This window comes from Micromonospora sp. HK10 (assembly GCF_000982955.1).
GTDB lineage: Bacteria > Actinomycetota > Actinomycetes > Mycobacteriales > Micromonosporaceae > Micromonospora.
The window spans coordinates 1-17,177 of record NZ_KQ058849.1 but is presented as its reverse complement, the minus strand read 5'-3'; the positions used below and the strand labels follow the sequence as shown (position 1 = coordinate 17,177).

20 protein-coding genes are annotated in these 17,177 nt (G+C 68.0%); 14 read left to right on the top strand and 6 right to left on the bottom strand.

Features of this window, described 5'->3' with window-relative positions; genetic code table 11:
- Window positions 1–11: 11 nt before the first annotated feature.
- Window positions 12–473, bottom strand: coding sequence for a DUF4231 domain-containing protein (locus tag LQ51_RS20755; protein WP_046568205.1), 462 nt, complete (start codon window positions 471–473; stop codon window positions 12–14).
- A gap of 123 nt (window positions 474–596) precedes the next feature.
- Here LQ51_RS20755 and LQ51_RS32905 point away from each other — a divergent pair, with 123 nt between their 5' ends.
- The 3 genes from LQ51_RS32905 to LQ51_RS20745 all read left to right on the top strand — a co-directional run bounded on the left by LQ51_RS32905 (window position 597) and on the right by LQ51_RS20745 (window position 2,846).
- On the top strand, window positions 597–794 hold the full coding sequence (locus tag LQ51_RS32905; protein ID WP_156313186.1) for a hypothetical protein: 198 nt from the start codon (window positions 597–599) through the stop codon (window positions 792–794).
- Window positions 755–1,963, top strand: coding sequence for an aKG-HExxH-type peptide beta-hydroxylase (locus LQ51_RS20750; protein WP_046568203.1), 1,209 nt, complete (start codon window positions 755–757; stop codon window positions 1,961–1,963). Before LQ51_RS32905 ends, LQ51_RS20750 begins: the two co-directional genes overlap by 40 nt.
- A 118-nt stretch (window positions 1,964–2,081) precedes the next feature.
- A complete protein-coding gene (locus LQ51_RS20745; RefSeq protein WP_046568201.1) occupies window positions 2,082–2,846 on the top strand; it encodes a class I SAM-dependent methyltransferase in 765 nt (254 codons plus the stop codon).
- A 109-nt stretch (window positions 2,847–2,955) separates the two neighbouring features.
- Here LQ51_RS20745 and LQ51_RS20740 read toward each other — a convergent pair whose 3' ends face one another.
- A complete protein-coding gene (locus tag LQ51_RS20740) occupies window positions 2,956–3,969 on the bottom strand; it encodes a LacI family DNA-binding transcriptional regulator (protein WP_046568199.1) in 1,014 nt (337 codons plus the stop codon).
- Between the two features lie 417 nt (window positions 3,970–4,386).
- Between LQ51_RS20740 and LQ51_RS20735 the strand changes: the two genes are divergently transcribed.
- From LQ51_RS20735 to LQ51_RS20720, 4 genes are all read left to right on the top strand, one after another.
- Window positions 4,387–5,643 carry a sugar ABC transporter substrate-binding protein gene (locus LQ51_RS20735; protein ID WP_046568196.1) on the top strand — a complete coding sequence of 419 codons (1,257 nt, stop codon included), beginning with the start codon at window positions 4,387–4,389 and terminating at the stop codon, window positions 5,641–5,643.
- A gap of 163 nt (window positions 5,644–5,806) precedes the next feature.
- Window positions 5,807–6,646 (top strand): carbohydrate ABC transporter permease, encoded by an 840-nt coding sequence (locus LQ51_RS20730; protein ID WP_231605814.1) that lies wholly within the window; start codon window positions 5,807–5,809, stop codon window positions 6,644–6,646.
- On the top strand, window positions 6,643–7,461 hold the full coding sequence (locus tag LQ51_RS20725) for a carbohydrate ABC transporter permease (RefSeq protein WP_046568192.1): 819 nt from the start codon (window positions 6,643–6,645) through the stop codon (window positions 7,459–7,461). Before LQ51_RS20730 ends, LQ51_RS20725 begins: the two co-directional genes overlap by 4 nt.
- Window positions 7,462–7,486: 25 nt before the next feature.
- Window positions 7,487–9,211, top strand: a complete 1,725-nt coding sequence (locus LQ51_RS20720) for an amylo-alpha-1,6-glucosidase (RefSeq protein ID WP_046568190.1) — start codon at window positions 7,487–7,489, stop codon at window positions 9,209–9,211.
- Between the two features lie 91 nt (window positions 9,212–9,302).
- Here LQ51_RS20720 and LQ51_RS20715 read toward each other — a convergent pair whose 3' ends face one another.
- Window positions 9,303–11,048 (bottom strand): RICIN domain-containing protein, encoded by a 1,746-nt coding sequence (locus LQ51_RS20715; RefSeq protein WP_052745004.1) that lies wholly within the window; start codon window positions 11,046–11,048, stop codon window positions 9,303–9,305.
- 459 nt (window positions 11,049–11,507) lie between these two features.
- On the opposite strand from LQ51_RS20715, the gene LQ51_RS20710 reads away from it, so the two are divergent.
- Together LQ51_RS20710 and LQ51_RS20705 are read left to right on the top strand one after the other, a co-directional pair.
- Complete coding sequence (locus LQ51_RS20710) at window positions 11,508–11,840, top strand: YciI family protein (protein ID WP_046568186.1); 333 nt, start codon at window positions 11,508–11,510, stop codon at window positions 11,838–11,840.
- 186 nt (window positions 11,841–12,026) lie between these two features.
- Window positions 12,027–12,482, top strand: coding sequence for a hypothetical protein (locus tag LQ51_RS20705; RefSeq protein ID WP_156313185.1), 456 nt, complete (start codon window positions 12,027–12,029; stop codon window positions 12,480–12,482).
- Between the two features lie 116 nt (window positions 12,483–12,598).
- On the opposite strand, the gene LQ51_RS32235 is transcribed toward LQ51_RS20705, so the two are convergent.
- From LQ51_RS32235 to LQ51_RS20690, 3 genes are all read right to left on the bottom strand, one after another.
- The gene (locus LQ51_RS32235; protein ID WP_197087858.1) at window positions 12,599–13,201 is read right to left on the bottom strand and encodes a nucleoside monophosphate kinase; all 603 of its coding nucleotides are present in this window, start codon (window positions 13,199–13,201) and stop codon (window positions 12,599–12,601) included.
- Between the two features lie 166 nt (window positions 13,202–13,367).
- A complete protein-coding gene (locus tag LQ51_RS20695; RefSeq protein ID WP_156313183.1) occupies window positions 13,368–13,808 on the bottom strand; it encodes a hypothetical protein in 441 nt (146 codons plus the stop codon).
- A 153-nt stretch (window positions 13,809–13,961) separates the two neighbouring features.
- The gene (locus LQ51_RS20690; RefSeq protein ID WP_156313182.1) at window positions 13,962–14,285 is read right to left on the bottom strand and encodes a hypothetical protein; all 324 of its coding nucleotides are present in this window, start codon (window positions 14,283–14,285) and stop codon (window positions 13,962–13,964) included.
- A gap of 313 nt (window positions 14,286–14,598) precedes the next feature.
- On the opposite strand from LQ51_RS20690, the gene LQ51_RS20685 reads away from it, so the two are divergent.
- The 5 genes from LQ51_RS20685 to LQ51_RS20665 all read left to right on the top strand — a co-directional run bounded on the left by LQ51_RS20685 (window position 14,599) and on the right by LQ51_RS20665 (window position 16,966).
- Window positions 14,599–14,991 (top strand): YbaB/EbfC family nucleoid-associated protein, encoded by a 393-nt coding sequence (locus LQ51_RS20685; protein ID WP_046568179.1) that lies wholly within the window; start codon window positions 14,599–14,601, stop codon window positions 14,989–14,991.
- Entirely contained in the window at window positions 14,991–15,305 is a 315-nt protein-coding gene (locus LQ51_RS20680) for a type VII secretion target (RefSeq protein WP_046568177.1), read from the top strand. Before LQ51_RS20685 ends, LQ51_RS20680 begins: the two co-directional genes overlap by 1 nt.
- Window positions 15,306–15,323: 18 nt before the next feature.
- Entirely contained in the window at window positions 15,324–16,049 is a 726-nt protein-coding gene (locus tag LQ51_RS20675; RefSeq protein WP_046568174.1) for a WXG100 family type VII secretion target, read from the top strand.
- A gap of 157 nt (window positions 16,050–16,206) precedes the next feature.
- Window positions 16,207–16,686, top strand: a complete 480-nt coding sequence (locus tag LQ51_RS20670) for an EndoU domain-containing protein (RefSeq protein ID WP_046568172.1) — start codon at window positions 16,207–16,209, stop codon at window positions 16,684–16,686.
- Window positions 16,687–16,708: 22 nt separating this feature from the next.
- Complete coding sequence (locus LQ51_RS20665) at window positions 16,709–16,966, top strand: hypothetical protein (RefSeq protein WP_046568171.1); 258 nt, start codon at window positions 16,709–16,711, stop codon at window positions 16,964–16,966.
- Window positions 16,967–17,177: the final 211 nt, after the last annotated feature.

Genomic DNA, 17,177 nt, shown 5'->3' with positions numbered 1-17,177 from the left:
GCCCGTCGGATTCAGCGGGGCAGCGACCGGCCCTGCTCGAATCGCTCCTGGGCGATCTGTGTCCACTGCGTCATTTCGTCACCCTCGATCCGCGTCACCGCCTTGAGCAGTTCGGCCGCCCGGGTGGCCGGGTCGTGGTACGGGTAGGCGCCAACCCGGAAGAGTCGGCGCTGCGCCTCAACCGCCTCCCGCGCCTGGCTGAACCGCAGGTAGTTCTCCTGCCAATGGAACACCGCCCGGAATCCGGCCACCACCACCAGCGCCGACCCGAGCACCGCGGGGATCTGCGGCAGACTCGGCGCGAGTACCGCCGCGAGCGGAATCGCGGCGGACAGCCCCACCGCGGACAGCTCGGCGGTCCGGTAGGCGTAGCGGGACCGTTTCGCCGCCGCCATGTACCACTGGTATGAGCCGTCGGCGACCTCCAACGCGTACGCCGCCTGCACCGCCGTGTCACCCGGCTCCGTGTCCACCGGACCTCCCCTGCTCGACTTCGGACACTCCCATGGTCGCCATCGAGGCCGCAGGAAACCATCACCCGACGGTGTGCGTGACATGCGAGAATCGTTACGGTGCCTACGCTAGCTGGGGTGCAAATGAGCGATGAATCGGCCGTACCGGACCATCTCGATCTGCCGGACGTGACCGCCGAGAGCCTGAGCCGGCTGCTCACCGACGACGATCCAGACCTGTCGGCGCGGATCCTGGAGCTGACAACCATGTTGCGCACCTCGAGGGAGGTGCGACTCGCCGGATGGAACAGCTTCCTCGATTCAGCAACTCCGTCCGACTGACCGCCCCGCAGTTCGCCCAACTGGCCGCCGGGCACTCCGCGGTCGACGGCATCGCCACCCTCCAGGCCGCCCAGCTGAGCCGCGCCATGCTGCTGGTGAAGTGGCTGGCCGGTGGGGATCCGACCCTTGCCCGGGCGGCCATGTCGCTCGCGGGGGCACAACGGACGTGCCGGTCTGCCGTGAACGCTGTCCTCGCCCACCCGTGGCTGAGCGTCTGGGCGGTCCAGCGGCTACGCGGCGGCGCCACCGACCGTCCCGACTATCTTCCGTACGCGGCGCTGGCCGCCACGCTGGCCACCGGGGGCGTCGCCCGGGTGCCAGCCGGACACCTGGGCGTCGTTCCGGTGCCGGGCGCGGGCGTGTGGCGGACTGGCCGGCGACCGCGGTCCCGGTTCGACCGGTCCGGTCCGGACTGGCTGCCGCTACGCCGAGCCGAGGCCACCCAGCAGAGCCTCAACCTGCGTCTCGCGGTGGACGACATCGACCCGTACCGCGACTGCTACGGGCGCCGTACGTCGCCCCGGCTGACGGAGGCCGCCTTCGCCTCGTGGTCGGCCAACCTGGCCGAGGCGTGGCGACTGCTGACCACGTTCGCGCCCGGGTACGCCGTCGAACTGGCGGCCGGGCTGCGGATCTTCGTGCCGCTGGCCGACTACGGCGACGGACAGCACAGCGTCACCCACACCGACGGGTTCGGCGCGTTCGCGGCCAGTCTCGAGCTGACGCCCGCGGACCTCGCGGTCACCATGGTGCACGAGTTCCAGCACAGCAAACTGAGCGGCCTGCTGACACTTGTCAGGTTGTTCGACGACACCGATCCGATGCGCTACTTCGCGCCCTGGCGCGCGGGTCCACGACCGATCAGCGGACTCTTGCAGGGCGTGTACGCCTTCACCGCCGTCGGCGAGGTCTGGGCCAGCTTGCGCGAGCATCCAACGCTCGCAGATGGGGCCACGCGGCAGGTCGCACTGGTTCGCCTCCAGGTCGATCGAGGGATCGGCGAGCTGCGGCGGGCGCTCAGCCTCACCCCGGCCGGCCACCAGTGGGTGGACCTGCTCACCGAACGCAGCACCAGGCTGATGGCCCTGGAGTTGCCGCCCGACGTGCACGAGGAGGCGAGCCGGGCGTTGGCGGTCAGCGAGCGGGCGTGGCTCGCGGGCCGACGCTGACGCGCCTCCCACCCGGCCGCCCCTCGTCGATCAAGGAGTTTGCGTCCCCTGTCGCGCCCGGTGCGGACGCAAACTCCTTGATCATCCCGGGGATCCTCTTCGGCGTTAGCATGCCTCGGTGAGTTTCGAGGTTGGTGTGGATGCGTACGGCCGCTTCATCGGCAGGTATTCCGAGCCTCTTGCCGATGGTTTCGTCGCGCTCGCCGGCCTCTCGCAGGGGGGTCGTGCGCTGGATGTGGGCTGCGGGACCGGCGCGTTGACGTCGCGACTGGTCGCGCAGCTCGGGGCCGAGGCGGTGTCCGCCGTCGACCCGTCGACCGCCTTCGTATCCGCTGTCCGCTCGCGGTTTCCGCTGGTGGATGTCCGACAGGCCACGGCGGAGAAACTGCCGTTTCCCGACGACCGCTTCGACGTCACCATGGCTCAGCTTGTCGTGCATTTCATGGCTGACCCGGTGGCAGGGCTACGCGAGATGGCGCGGGTGACGCGTCCGGGAGGCGTGGTCGCCGCGTGCGTATGGGATCACGCGGGCAACCGTAGCCCGATGTCCCTGTTCTGGCGGGCTGTGGTGGATCTCGACCCGCAGGCGCGCGACGAGTCCAGCCTGGCCGGTGGTCGGGCGGGTCATCTCGCCGAGTTGTTCAGGACGGCCGGGCTGAGCGGCATCGAATCGACCGTACTCACGGTCACGGCGCGATTTGGAAGCTTCGACGAGTGGTGGGAGCCGTTCATGCTGGGGGTCGGTCCGGCCGGCGACTACGTGCAACGGCTCGACACGCGGCGCCGTGGCGAGTTGCGCGACCGGTGCGCGTCGTTGTTGTCCCGGCCAGGGTCCTTCGACGTCACGGCTTCAGCGTGGGCCGCGGTCGGCCGCGCCACCTGACCCAACTGCCTACCCCGGGAGAACGCCCGCCCGCGTAACAGCGCGAGTGGGACGTTGACGCGACGCGTCCCAATGAGATCTTCGCGAATCGGTTCGGCGCAGCCCGGAGTCACCGCGTGGGGGCGGGGCCTGTGGTGGCGCGCAACGACACGGGTGGGGCGTGCAGGATGTGGCGCGGGTGCGCCTGTGGGTTCGCGAGGCGTTCCAGCAGGAGCTCGACGGCCTGAGCGCCCATGTCGTGGGTGGGAACGTCGACTGCGGTCATCGGCGGCCGGAAGTCCTCAGCCCAGTGCCGCGCGGCCACGCCGGCGACGGAGAAGTCGCGGGGCACTCGCAGGCCGGCGCGTTCCAGGCCGCGTTGGATGCCCGGCAGCGCGGCCTCGTTGACGGTGACCAGCGCGGTCACCTCGCGATGGCCATCGCGCAGCTGTTCCACGCAGGCCTCGCCGGCTGGTGCGTCGTCGGCGCAACATATGTCGACCCCGGTCACGTTCCGTTCAGCGACGGCGTCAGTGAAGCCGGTGAGGGCGCGGTGGCCGGGGCCGTAGCCGGCGGCGACGAGCTCGGTGGAGCGGTTGACGAGGGCGATGTTCCGGTGGCCGAGGTCGGCGAGGTGGTGCACGCAGCGCGAGACGAGCGTCGCGTAGTCGATGTCGACACACCACATGTGCTCGGCATCGCGGGTGCGGCCGATGGTGACGAAGGGCAGGCCGACCTTTTGCAGCCGGGTGACCCGGTCGTCCTCGAGTCTTATCTCCATCAAGATGACGCCGTCGACGCGGCGACCGGTGACGACCCGTTCGAACGAGCGCTCGTGGTCGCCGCCGGACGGGGACAACAACACGTCGAAATCCGCTCGGGCGGCCGCCTCCACGATGCTGGCGACGAACGCGAGCTGCATCTCGGTCAACCGCTGGCTCGCCGGGGGGATGACCAGACCGAGAGTTCGGGTCCGGCCCTCTTTCAAGGCTCGGGCGCTGGCGTTGGGCCGGTAGCCGAGTTCGTCGATGACCGCTTGGATGCGTCGACGGGTTTCCTCGGACACCCGTCGCTTTCCGGTGAGCGTGTATGACACCGTGCTTCGCGACACACCCGCCCGGCGGGCGATCTCTCCGATGTTCATTCCTGCTCCCTCACCAGCCGCCGGCCCGCCCTGCGGCAACGCCGCACCGTATGGACGGTACCGGGTCCCGGGCACCGCGAGGTACGCCGGACCGAATCGGTTCGTCCACCGGAAGATCGGCCTGCTCCGATCCCAGCGCTGCGCCGGCCGACCGCGCTTCCCAGCGTTGAGCCGTATTGCGAGCTGCCGCCACCACCCTTGACCGACCCGAAGAACACGCCTATGTTTCGGTCGAACCGATTCGCTCCGCCCCCGTTCAACCGCCTTCGTCACCAGGCACATACCGGCCTGTGCTCGTGCGGGCAGCCCCACTCTGGTGCGCAGCGGTTGTTGCTCCACCGTCGAGCCCCACTGTCCCTTATGCCCGACTGGCGCGGCTAGCGACAGCCCGACATCCCTACCTCGCGGAGGGCCACCATGACCTTGCTCCGTACCGGGCGCCGCGTCCTCGGCGCCACCTTGATCTCTCTTGCCGTCACCGCCGGCACAACCGCCTGCTCGTCGTCGGACGCTCCCGGGGATGGCTCCTCCGGCGGCAGCAGCTACACGATCTGGGATCCGTATCCGCAGTACGACGACGGCTCCGCGTGGGTGCAACTGCTGACCAAGTGCGGTACGGACGCCGGCGTGAGCATCAAGCGCACCGCCTACGACACCAGCGACCTGACCAACAAGGCGCTGCTGGCCGCGCAGCAGGGCAACTCCCCCGACGTGCTCATCGTTGACAATCCGGTCGTGTCCACGCTCGCCGAGGCCGGGGTGCTGACGACCACTCAGGAGAACAAGCTCGACGTCAGCGCCATCTCGCCGAACCTGATCGCGGCCGGAACGATCGGCGGCAAGTCGTACGGAGTGCCGATCGGCGCCAATACCCTGGCCTTGTACTACAACAAGGCGGTGCTGCGGGCGGCGGGCGTGGACATCGGCAGCGTCAAGGACTGGGCGTCGCTGACCGCGGCGCTGGGCAAGGTGATAGCGGCCGGCAAGAAGGGCATCACCTTCTCCGGCATCGGTACGGAAGAGGGCAGCTTCCAGTTCCTGCCGTGGTTCTGGGGATCCGGCGCGGACCTGCGCAAGCTCGACTCGCCGGAGGCGGTCGCGTCGCTGCGGTTGTGGACCGACTGGCTCAAGCAGGGCTACGCGCCCAACTCCGTCATCAACAACACTCAGACGACGAGCTGGCAGGAGTTTGCCACCGGCGAGTACGCGTTCGCCGAGAACGGCACCTGGCAGCTGGGGAACGCAAAAAAGGCCGGCTTCGAGTACGGCATCATCCCGGTCCCGGGTCGCGATGGCGGCACCGCGGCGGCGCCGACCGGCGGCGAGTTCGTCAGCATTCCGGTGCAGAAGGCGACCGGCCGCTACGACACCAGCAAGAAGCTGGTGCAGTGCCTGACCAACACCGAAAACTCCTACACCACCGTCAGCACGCTCAACTATGTCGCGCCGACCTCGGCGGTGCAGGACAAGCAGGTGGCGGCCAACCCCGAGCTGAAGGTGTGGGTCGAGGCGGTGAAGGCCGCCAAAGGCCGCACCAGCGATGAGCTCGGCACCAGGTACCCGAAGATCTCCGAGCCGCTGTGGACCGCCGTTCAGGGCGCGCTGAGCGGGTCGAAGTCTCCGGCCGACGCGCTCGCCGCCGCGCAGGCGACGGCCGCAGCGGCGACGAAGTAGGCCGATCCGCCTCATGGACCGTACGACACAGCCCACGAACGCACGGGTGGCTGTGCGTGCCGAGGGCGGGACGGCCCGGGCCGTCCCGCCCTCGGCCCCGGCCAGGAGAGGCCCGGGCCGGGCACGCACGACGAGGTGGGTCGGATGGGCATTCCTGGCACCGGTGGTCGTCTACCTCGCCGCCTTCTACGCCTACCCCCTGTACCGCAACGTCGACCTGAGCGTGCGGCACTACACCGTCCGCTCGTTCGTGCAGGGCGACGCGCCGTTCAGCGGCCTGGACAACTACCGCGAGGTGTTTGACGACCCGACCTTCGGCCCGGCGTTGGGCCACACGGCCCTCTTCACCGTGGCGTCACTGGTCTTCCAGTTCGCCGCCGGCCTGGCCTTGGCGGTGTTCTTCAACCGCCACTTCCGCCTGTCGGCGACGCTGCGCGCGCTCTTCCTGGTGCCGTGGCTGCTCCCGCTGATCGTGTCCGCCTCGACGTGGTCATGGATGCTCAACAGCGACTCCGGCATCGTCAACGCTGCGCTGTCGATGTTCGGCGTCGGCCCCGTCAACTGGCTCACCTCGCCCGACTGGTCGCTCGTCTCGGTGATCATCGCGAATGTCTGGATCGGCATCCCGTTCAACCTCGTCGTGCTCTACAGCGGTCTGCAGGCCATCCCCGGTGAGCTGTACGAGGCCGCAGCGCTGGACGGAGCGACCGGCTGGCAGCAGTTCTGGCGGATGACGTTCCCACTGCTGCGTCCGGTGTCCGCCATCACACTGCTGCTCGGCCTCGTGTACACGCTGAAGGTCTTCGACATTATCTGGATCATGACCAGAGGCGGGCCGGTGGACTCCTCGACCACATTCGCCACCTGGTCCTATCGCCTCGGCTTCGGCAACCTGGTGCCCCAGTTCGGCCGCGGCGCCGCGGTGGGCAACCTGCTCATCCTCCTGGCAATGGCCTTGAGCCTGCTCTACATCCGGACGCAACGGAAGCAGAGGCGGCCATGAACCGTTGGACAAGCCGGTGGCGAACCCTGCTCGGGCTGCTGTTCACCGCGGTGATGCTCTTCCCTGGGTACTGGATGGTCAACGTGTCGTTGACCCGCGACCACGACATGCGCAGGCAGCCGCCGATGCTGTTCCCCGTCGACCCGACGTTCGACGGGTACCGGGCCGTGCTCAAGCAGCAGCTGCCCTACCTCGGCACAAGTCTTCTCATCGGCCTCGGCACCGTCGCCCTCACCATCGTGCTCGCTGCGCCGGCCGGCTACGCCCTGGCAAAGCTGCGGCCCCGCGGGGGTGGTCTGCTGAGCTTCGTGCTCCTGGCCGCGCAGATGATTCCGGGCATCATCATGGCAATGGGCTTCTACGCCATCTACCTCAACCTCGGCCTGCTCAACGCGTGGCCCGGCCTGATCCTCGCCGACTCCACCATCGCCGTGCCGTTCGCCGTGCTGGTCTTCGCCGCGTTCATGTCCGGCATCCCGGAGGACCTGCTGCAAGCCGCATACACCGACGGTGCGGGGACCCTGCGCACCTTCTGGTCCATCGTGCTCCCCATCAGCCGCAACGCCATCGTGACGGTTTCCCTGTTCGCGTTCCTCTGGGCGTGGTCGGACTTCGTCTTCGCCAGCACGCTCGACAGCGGCGGCCGGCTGCGGCCCATCACTCTTGGCATCTACCAGTACATCGGAAACAACAACCAGCAGTGGAATGCCATTATGGCCACGGCCGTCGTCGCGTCGATCCCGGCCGCCGTGATGCTCGTCGTCGCGCAGCGGTACGTCACCGCCGGAGTCACCACCGGTGCGATCAAGGACTGACCCGTCCGAGAGAGTGAGCCGCAGCATGAGCAGCCCCGTGGGCCCCGTCTTCTCCGTGCAGCACATTCCGTTCAGCTACGCAGGCTCCTGGTTCGGCATTTCGCCGGTCATCGCCGAGGAGACCTATGCCGAACACCTGCACCTGGTGTCGCACCAGACGGGCCTGCACGCCGTCCTGACGCTCGTGCCGGTACGGGCCGGTGCCGAGGTGGAGACGACCGTGTCCGCGTCACCGTCGCTGCTGACCTGGACCGATGACCGGGGCCGGGTGGAGCTCGCCTACGAGACGGTCGACACGGTCCGGCTGCGCGGCCATGGGCTCGGCATGACGATCCGCGCCGCTCACCCGACGCTGACCCCGTTCAGCGGCACGTACTGCTACCGGGACCCGGTCGACGGCGCACACGTGTTCACCGACTACGGCACCGGCCGCCGATATCGGGTCACCGTGCTCCTCGGCACCGCCGACGGCACGGGCGTGCAGCTCCTGGGCACCGGCGAACGGGGCATCAGCGTCGACGACGACGAGCCGTGGGAGGTGGCGATCGAGGAGTACGACGCCGGGCGTCCGCCCTACCGAAGCAACCTCACGTTCGAGCAGGTCATCAAGGCTGCCGAGGGGGAGTTCACCGCCTTCCTCGAGGCCGTGGCGCCCTGGCGCGGCCCGGAGACGCCGGCGGCCGAGCTGGCGGCCTACGTCCTGTGGTCGGCAACCGTCCGTCCCGCCGGGTTCGTCACCCGTCCCGCGGTGCTCATGTCCAAGCACTGGATGGACAAGGTCTGGAGCTGGGACCACTGCTTCAACGCCCTCGCGCTCGCCGACGGCCTGCCCGAGCTTGCCTGGCACCAATTCCGCGTCGCCTTCGACCACCAGGACCCCGCCGGCGCCCTGCCCGACTCGATCACCCATTCCGAGGTGCTCTACAACTTCGTCAAGCCACCCATTCACGGCTGGGCGCTCCAGCAGTTACGCCGACGGCTACGGCACGTCGACGTCACGGAACTGGCAGCCAGCTACGAAGCTCTCGGCCGCTGGACCAGGTTCTGGCTCGACACCCGCCGCGCTCCGGGCGAGCAACTTCCGCACTATCAGCACGGCAACGACAGCGGCTGGGACAACGCCACCACGTTCGACCCGGAGCGCGTCGTGCAGAGTGCCGACCTCGCGGCCTTCCTCGTCCTGCAGCTACGGGAACTCGCCGACCTCGCGACGGCCCTCGGCCGTGACGACGACGCGACCCGCTGGACGGCAACGGCCGAAGAGGTCTGGGCCGCCATGCTCGACCGCCTCTGGGAAGGCGAACGGTTCGCGGCCCGCAGCCCCACCACCGGTCGCACCTGGACCAGCGAAAGTCTGCTCGATCTCATGGCCATCACGCTCGGCGACGACCTGCCGGCCACCATGCGCCAGGCCCTGGCAACGCGGATCCGGACCCACCTCACGGCCTTCGGACCCGCGACCGAGCAACCCGCGTCGCCGTCCTACGTGGCCGACGGCTACTGGCGCGGCCCGATCTGGGCGCCCTCCACCGTCCTGATCGAGGATGGCCTTCGCCGCGCCGGGTACGCCGACCTCGCCGACGACATCAGTAGTCGCTTTCGACGGCTGTGCGAACGGTCCGGATTCGCCGAGAACTTCGACGCGCACACCGGCATCGGACTGCGCGACCGCGCCTACACCTGGACCGCCAGCGCCTACCTGATCCTCGCCGCGGCCCACGTCGAACGGAGTGCCGCAACCGCACCATGACCAGCTGGTACGCCGTAGCCCCGTCCCCGGCCGGGACCGGAAACGGGGCTACGGTTTTCTGGGCGACGACGTCCCGAACCCGCGGGTTGCCTCAGTTGCGCAGGCTCCATTGCTGGTTGGCGCCGCCATTGCAGGCCCAGAGGATGATCTTTGTGCCGTTGGCGGTGGCGGCGGCGTTGGCGTCGAGACAGAGCGCGGACTGCACGCCGGTGATCGTGCCGTTGGCGTTGACGTTCCATTGCTGGTTGCTCTGCCCGTTGCAGTCCCAGATGATCACCTGGGTTCCGTTGCTGGTGCCCTGGGCGTTGGCATCGAGGCACTTGTTGCCGTACACCTGCAGTTGCTTGCCCGAGGTGTAGGTGAAGCGCTGGTTGCTCTGCCCGCTGCAGTCCCACAACTGCACCTGGATGCCATTCGTCGTGCTGGAGTTCGGCACGTCCACGCAGCGACCGGACTGCCCGCCGACAATCAGCTGCGCCTGACCGCCGCTGCTGGTCGACGGCGGCAGCACCGTGATCGTGTACGTGTCCTCGATCGTGGTGTGCGACACGTTGACCGTGGCCGCGTTGCCCGACAGCGTCACCACGCTGTCCTGCACCGTCACCGGGCCCCCCACGGCCCCACCCCCGTTGTAGGGGATGCGCTGCACCAGCACCCGAACCTGGTTGTTCTGCACGATGCCGCTGGTCGAGTCGAGCCGCTGCAGGTTGACCGCTACGTTGCCGGTCGTGCGACTGCCGCCGACGAGGACCTTCGCGGAGCCGGCCGTCTTGGTGGCGAACGCGTCGTACGACCCGCTCGGGGTGACCGACACGATCTGGCCGGTCTGCGAGGCGTAAAAGTCGTACACCCACCACTCACCCTTGGTCTGGTACTGCCCGGCCGCGTTGCGGGTGAGCAGGCTGGCCAGGTCGTTGTGCAGGTTCTGACCGCCGGCCCAGTTCGCGCGAAGGCCGTCGGCGCCCGCGCGCTCAAGGCGAGCGATGTACCACGCTCCGCCGCCCGGGTTCTGCTCGTTCGCTGCGCCGTACTCGTTGATCTGGTACGGCCGCTGGTGTGCGATGCCGCGTGAGTCCAGCGTCTGGTTGGCCGTGGCGACGTTCGACACCGGATCGCCAGGCAACGAGTGCCAGCTGATGATGTCCGGCACGACGTTGTTTGCCTTGACGTAGTCCAGGTACTGCGTCCACCAGCCGCCGGTCGACGGCACGCCGGCGAAGCTGGGCCCCACGATCAGCATGGTGGGGAAGGTGGCACGGATTCGCTGGTAGGTTCGCTTCCACAGCTCGAAGTACTGCGACTGGGGCCGGTTCCAGAAGAGCGTGATGTTCGGCTCGTTCCAGATGTCCCACTCGACCGTGAGCCCGGCCGCCTGCACGTCGTTGAACAGACGATTCAGGAACCTGTCGTAGTCCGTCCAGTCCCCGTTGTCGCCGGGGAACCGGCTGATCGATGCACCGTCGGCGCCCCAGAGGTCGTGATTGAGCAGCACGAACTTTCCGCCGAGCGCCGCCGTACGCTGCGCTTGCGCGCGCGTGGCATTCCACCGCCGGTCGTAGCCGCCGCCGACCCAACCGCCACCGGGCAACTGTGCTCCGCCGGCCCGCATGGCCTGAAACTTCACATCCCGGAAGAAGTTGTCCGGCGGGTTCACGCCGTCCTCGGTCATGCCGTAGATCCAGCCGGATGCCCGGTAGGTCGGCGTACCGGTCGTCGTTGCGAAGTTGACGCTGATGGATTCGTTGGCGGCGAGGGCCGGACGGGCGGGTGACACCGCGAGCCCGGACGTGAGGACAAGCACCGCGGCGAGAACGCCGCGCCTGAACGCGCCATGCATTCGTGGGACGTACACCTGACGTCTCCTCTGTGTGTCGATTCGCGGGACTGTCCGCTCAGCGCGGTGAAGGGGGGTGGAGAGACGTGTGGCTCAGAGGAGAGCGTGGAGCCGCCGTCCGCGGCCGCGAGTTGGCGCGACACGACAACGGTGGACCGCACCCCGCCGGCCAGCAGAGCAACTGCGGTTCACGGCGGATCTACTTCGTCGAATCGATTCGTTGGAACGGTATGGCAGGCGACAGGGCATGTCAACCGCCGTCTATGTCGATCCCGATCCTCGGCAAGGCCGTCGGTCGGGACTGTAAGGCGGCGCGGCCCGGTCGTCGGTCAACTGACCGCGACGTCCGAGCACGGATCACGACATCAGCGGGCGAACGTGCGAACACCGATTCCCGCGGCGATGATTCATGGGCGGGAAGGGTCGGTATCGGTCGACGATCCCGGTACGGAAGGAGTTGCTGTGGCGAAGTTTGTGACCATCGGGTACGGCGACCAAGCGGGCTACGACCGCACCGACGCAGTCGTGCGGGACGCGGCGCATGCGCATGACGCTCGACTGCGCCAGGACGGGGTCGACATGGGCGTCGCCGGCCAGCCCGTGCAGGTGCGGAACCACGACGCGGCCGGAGTGACCACGGAGGACGGGCCCTTCATGTCCTCCCCGCTTCCCGTAGCCGGTTTCGCCATCATCGAAGCAGCTACGCTGGCCGAGGCCATCGGCATCGCCTCGCGTACGCCTTGCGCCGTCGCGCACGGTGTGGTCGAGGTATGGCCGTTGCAGGAGTCGTCGTAAGCCTCGACCTGGCGCCCGCGGTAGCGCTGCGCGGCTGGCCGTTCAAGGTCCGCAAACTCGAACGCTCGCGCGACCCGCACCCGCAGCACCCGGGGGAGGCTTGACGCCCCAGAGGTCCATTCCTAGCTTTGTCGCTTATGAGCTGGAGCAAGGTAACTGGCAGATCAGACCATGGATAGCACCAGGTTGACGAAGGCGCTCGGTTACACCGTCGGCGACCTGCTCCTGATCTCAGCCGAGGCGTTCGACGCGCTGGTCGTCAGCACCACCTCCCAGCGCCTGCTCATCAACTGGCCATGGGCGAAGGCCGACCCCGAGTCAACCAACTCATGGGACGGCACCGTGGGTTTCCCTCGTGACCCTGATGCTCACGGCTGGCACAACACACCCTGGCGACTGGAGCCCGACCCCTCCGAGCTTCAAATCGGTGACCCTTGCTTCGTGGGCATCCCACCGACGGAGGTGCGGGTGACCTCCATCGAGAGGTTCGATCCTCCCGCCGACTTCGGATTCCTACCCCGGCCGGACTACGCGCTTGAGGTGATTCCTGTCGACGCGATCGAGGACCAAGAAGCGGGCTACGTTCTCTACCTCAACAGCCAAGAACCGATCCACATCGAAGTTCTTGCGAACCCCGAGTAACCAGGGCATGCCCAAGCGCTGCCCTGAACCGAAGATCGTCTAGCCGGACGTGTCACCCACGTCCCGAGACTGATCTGTCCCGCAGGTCCTGAGACCCGACACGGCCAGCATCTGGCCTACTCTGCCCGATCTGACCGGGGGCGTTGACCGTCGGAGACGATCGGGATCAGCCTGGTTGCTACGTCCTCAAAATCACCGAAGCCACTGACGGTTCGCAACAGGCCATGGGCCCGGTAGTAAACACGTAGCGGCTCGACTTGCTCCTGGTGGTTCTCCTGGGCATGTGAGTACATGAGCAAGAGTTCATGGCGCCGCTCCGCTCGCTGGGGGTGCAGTTCGATCTGACGTTCCACCCGGCGGTGAGCGGCGAGGTGAAGTTGGTCCTCGGTCAGGACAAGTTCGATCACGGTGTCGGGAACATGGCCGCTCTGCGCCAGCAACTCAGCCTGACGGCTCCTGCGAGGGAAGTTGTACAGCACCCAGCCACCGTCGACGTCGGCCAGCACGTCAGCGATGGCTCTGACCATAAGGTCATCTGGGACAAGATGTCCCGCCTGCATATGCCGGTTCGCCTCTTCGCCCAGCGGAGTCTGCTGCTGCACGTGCTCGCGAAGGATATTGCCGACGCTGACGACCTGCAGGCCGATGGCGTCTGCCAGCGCCGCCGCAGCAGAAGCCAGGTCGACCACCGGCCCGGCGATGAGGACCACGTTAGGCATGTGTACTCCCATGTTGGGAACGCCGAGGAGCCAAGCTAGCAGCAGGCTTGGCGCATCACGTGAGATGTGGACGTGGGGCGCGGGCAGCACCTCGGCGACGGCTGGTGGTACGAAGAATTGGCGGTTCCGCCCGACCCGCCGACCAGTCGTACATCTCCGAGATGCTTCAGCGAAGGCTGACGGAGGGTTGTTCTGTAATGGCTCTGAAGAGCAGGCCCGTCCCAGCTACCAGCGGCAGCACGGCGAAGACAGTCAGCCAGACCCACACAGCCAGCGAACGGCCAGAATCCTGTCGGATGGAGTGGAGGGCGGCAGCACATGCAGCAGTGTCGAGAACGGCTGTGACGGTAATCAGCACAGCCAGCTTGACGCACCTCCCAAACGCGGGACCGGCCCACCGGCTAGCGACGGCATCGGCAAGCAGTAGCGGCGGCCAGACCAGTACAGCCACCACCACAAGTCCAATGAGGACCAGCGCCACCAGGGTGGGCGGATAGAAGAAGCGGACAGCAGCAGCGGTGGATTCGTCGTGATACAGGAGTCCCGTCGGCTCCCCGGGAAGCTGACTGACCAGGACGAGCTGAATCAGGACCAGCAGCCAACTCACCAGCAGGACGCTGCCCGGCATCTCGGATCGTCCGGCTTCGGGCCTCCGCACAATCGACTTCCTTCCCCGTAAACGCGCTCAGCTCCAGGTAGAGCAGGCAGTAATCACGACCTCGCGACACCAGATAACGGATCCACTGCCACCGGGTGAGGCCTACGCGTCGGCGTAGGTGTGCTGCTGTATGCGCCACGGCTCGTCCGGGCTGGCCCGCCAGACCTCGGTGCCCGGTGGCATCGCGGCCAGTGGGGCGATCGTGCCGTCCGCCGCGACCAGATGCTCCATGCAGACCAGGACGGCGTTGCCGTTCGGATCGTTCACGCCGTCGGAGACCAGCCAGTCACCCTCAGCGTCATCGACTACCGATCTGGCCGGCTCCGTGCCCTCGAGCACCGTGCGCTGGGCCACCACCCCGAGGTGCCGCGGGAAGCGGCTGCCGGGGTACGGCCAGGCCACGCCACGGACGACATCATGCGCCATCCGGCCAGCATGCCAGAGCCCACCTCCCCCGCTCGCCCATCAGAGATCTTGGAGCAAGGAAAGCTGCGCTTGCGGATTTCCGGGAGGGCGCTGACCGGGCTCCTCACACCTGGCCGCCCAGGTGGTGGGCGCTCTCCGGGCCGAACACCGCCGCCAGGTCGGGCAGGCCCGAAGAAGGCGATCATCAGCACCCACGTCGCCGAGATCCAGATTGCCCAGATCACGCCGCATTCGCTCGGCAATCTTGGTGTGGCGGGCCGCGGCTACACTGACGCCTCTGAATCTCCTGCTCGGCAACGGAAACGGGGGCGCGATGGGTAATCCGCTGTTGGACGCCGAGGATGCGCGGGAACGCCTGGAGGCATGGCAGGCCAATGCCGTGCGCCGGGCCGCCGACACGCAGGCTGCCGGCGCCGGCTTGCGCGCGCTACGGGTTACGGCCACCGACGCCCACGGGATCGTCGAGGTCACCGTCGACTCCACGGGGGCGATGGCGGACGTCCAGATCTCCGCGCGGGTGCAGCGCATGAGCCTGGAGCAGACCCAGCAGGCGATCATGGGCGCCTATCGCAACGCACGGGTCAAGCTCGCCGAGGCCGCCGCCGAGGTCGTGCGGGAGACGGTCGGCGCCGACTCGGCGACCGGCCGGGCCCTGCTGGCCGGATTCCGGACCGCCGACACCGAGGACGAAGAGGGGCGTTACTGATGTACGGAGGATTCGAGGTCGACATCGAGGCCCTGCGCGCGCACGCCACGGCCATGTGGGCCATTCACGACCGCTTCGCCGCCATCAAGGCCGCGAGCGGCACCATCTTCCAGGCCGACGATGCCTACGGGCAGCTCTGCCAGTTCTTCCCGCCCATCCTGGAGGGACGCCACCGGGACCAGGACAAGGGCGTGCAGATGCTCGCCGAAAACATCGGGCTGCTCGCCGCGGGAATCAAGAAAACCGCCGATGCCTACCAGCGGGCCGAGGAGTCGACCACCGACGGCTTCAACTCCTTCCACTCCGCGGCCTGAGCCGCCCGGCGTCCTCTCATGAGCAACCCACTGGTCGCCACGACCTCCGACATCCCTTCGACCAGCGCCGCGCACCGCGACGGCTGGACCGGCCTGCCGCTCGCCGACGACTACAAGGGCATCAAGGACGCCATCGACTCCGGCAGCTGGATCGACGGCTCAATCGCGGGCATGGGCGCCGCTCTCGACGTGGCGTCCATCGCCATCGACCCGTTCAGCACGCTCCTGTCGATGGGCATCGAGTGGGCCATCGAGCAGGTCGAGCCACTGAAGCAGGCACTCGACTGGCTCGCCGGTGATCCCGAGACCATCGAGACGCACGCCATGACCTGGGACAACATGGCCAATGAGTTGTTCTCCATCGCCGAGGACCTCAAGGCGCGGCTGGTCGGCGATCTCGACGGATGGCAGGGCGTTGCCGCCGACGCCTACCGCGACATCCTCGCCATCAACATCGACGTCGCCGGGATCTTCGCGGGCACGGCCGCCGGAATCGGTGCCGCGACCCGTGGCGCGGGGGCCCTGGTGCAGACGGTGCGGGAGGTCGTGCGCGCCTTCATCGCCGACTGCATCGCCAAGGTTGTGGTGTGGCTGGCCGAGGAGGTCTTGTCTCTCGGCGTCGCCACACCGCTGGTCGCCTCCCAGCTCGCGATCGCCGTCGTCCGCTGGACCGGCCGCATCTTCGGCTGGCTGATGGGTCTGATCAGCAGCCTCTCCGCCCTCCGCGCACTCCTCGACGTCTAGGCGGCCCTCGATGCGACAACTCATGGCGGCTCTGCGAACCACCGCCGTCCTGGTGGTCCTTTTCGCTGTGGCGGGCCTCCACAAGCACCCCTCAGGCCCCACCCCACCGCACGGCGGTGGCGACGATGGCCCCAAGCGTCCCAAGTTCAATCCCGGAATGATGCCCAAGCGCGTGGGACCAGCCCAGCAGCACGGCATCAAGCGCGCCCAGGAGGGCCGCCCGAAGGACGCCGACACATCCGAGCCCGAGGTACCCAAGAGGACCAACCCCTGGGACGACCCCGACTTCGCCGACGCCAGGTACGACATGCGCCGCTTCGGTGAGATGGGCGCGGGGGCGATGGACAAGATCTGGGACGGCGACGGCCTGGGCAATGGCAACCACAAGCCCTCCTCCACCGAGCCCGGCAAGACGCTCTTCCCGCCCGGCACCACGAAGGCGCAGGTCGAGGCCTGGTTCAAGAGCATCGCCACCAACCCCGACAGCCGCCCTCAGGCGCGGGCGCACGGCGACGGCTGGCGCGTCACCGGCACCCGCGACGGCATCACCTGCGTCGTTATCTTGGACAAGGACGGCAGCATCTCCGGCGGCTTCCCGCTCAGCGGCGAGGGCGTCACCACCAACCCGCCGGCCTAGCCACCGAACCCACGGGAGACCCATGGAAGTCAACGATTACTACCGGCGCAGCCGCCGGATCACCGACCAGCTCGCACCCAGGATCAGCCCGAATCACCGGCCGTTCGTCCTGAGCGCGGCCGGCGCCGGGGCCTGGGACCTTGCGATCACGGAGCTCGTCGGCGCCCTGTCGGAGGAGGACGTCGTGATCACCACGGCGGAGAAGGACGCGCTGCGGGAGCTCATGGAGTACCTCCGGGAGCCTCTGACCTACCTGGAGCAGATCCGGACCTCGGACTGACGGCCGAAGCGTAGATCGGGCCCCTCGAACCCCGCACCGTGTCGACCAGCGGGCGTCCCAGACCTGGCCCGATCTCGGCGAGCATGTCGATGGCGACATTGACCGAACGGTAGATCTCGGAACCGACTGCGGAAGGCACGTTATGGCCTTGGCCCCAGATCAAACGAGCGACCCCGGCCGGGACTACGACTAGCCCGTGTTTCATAAGGCT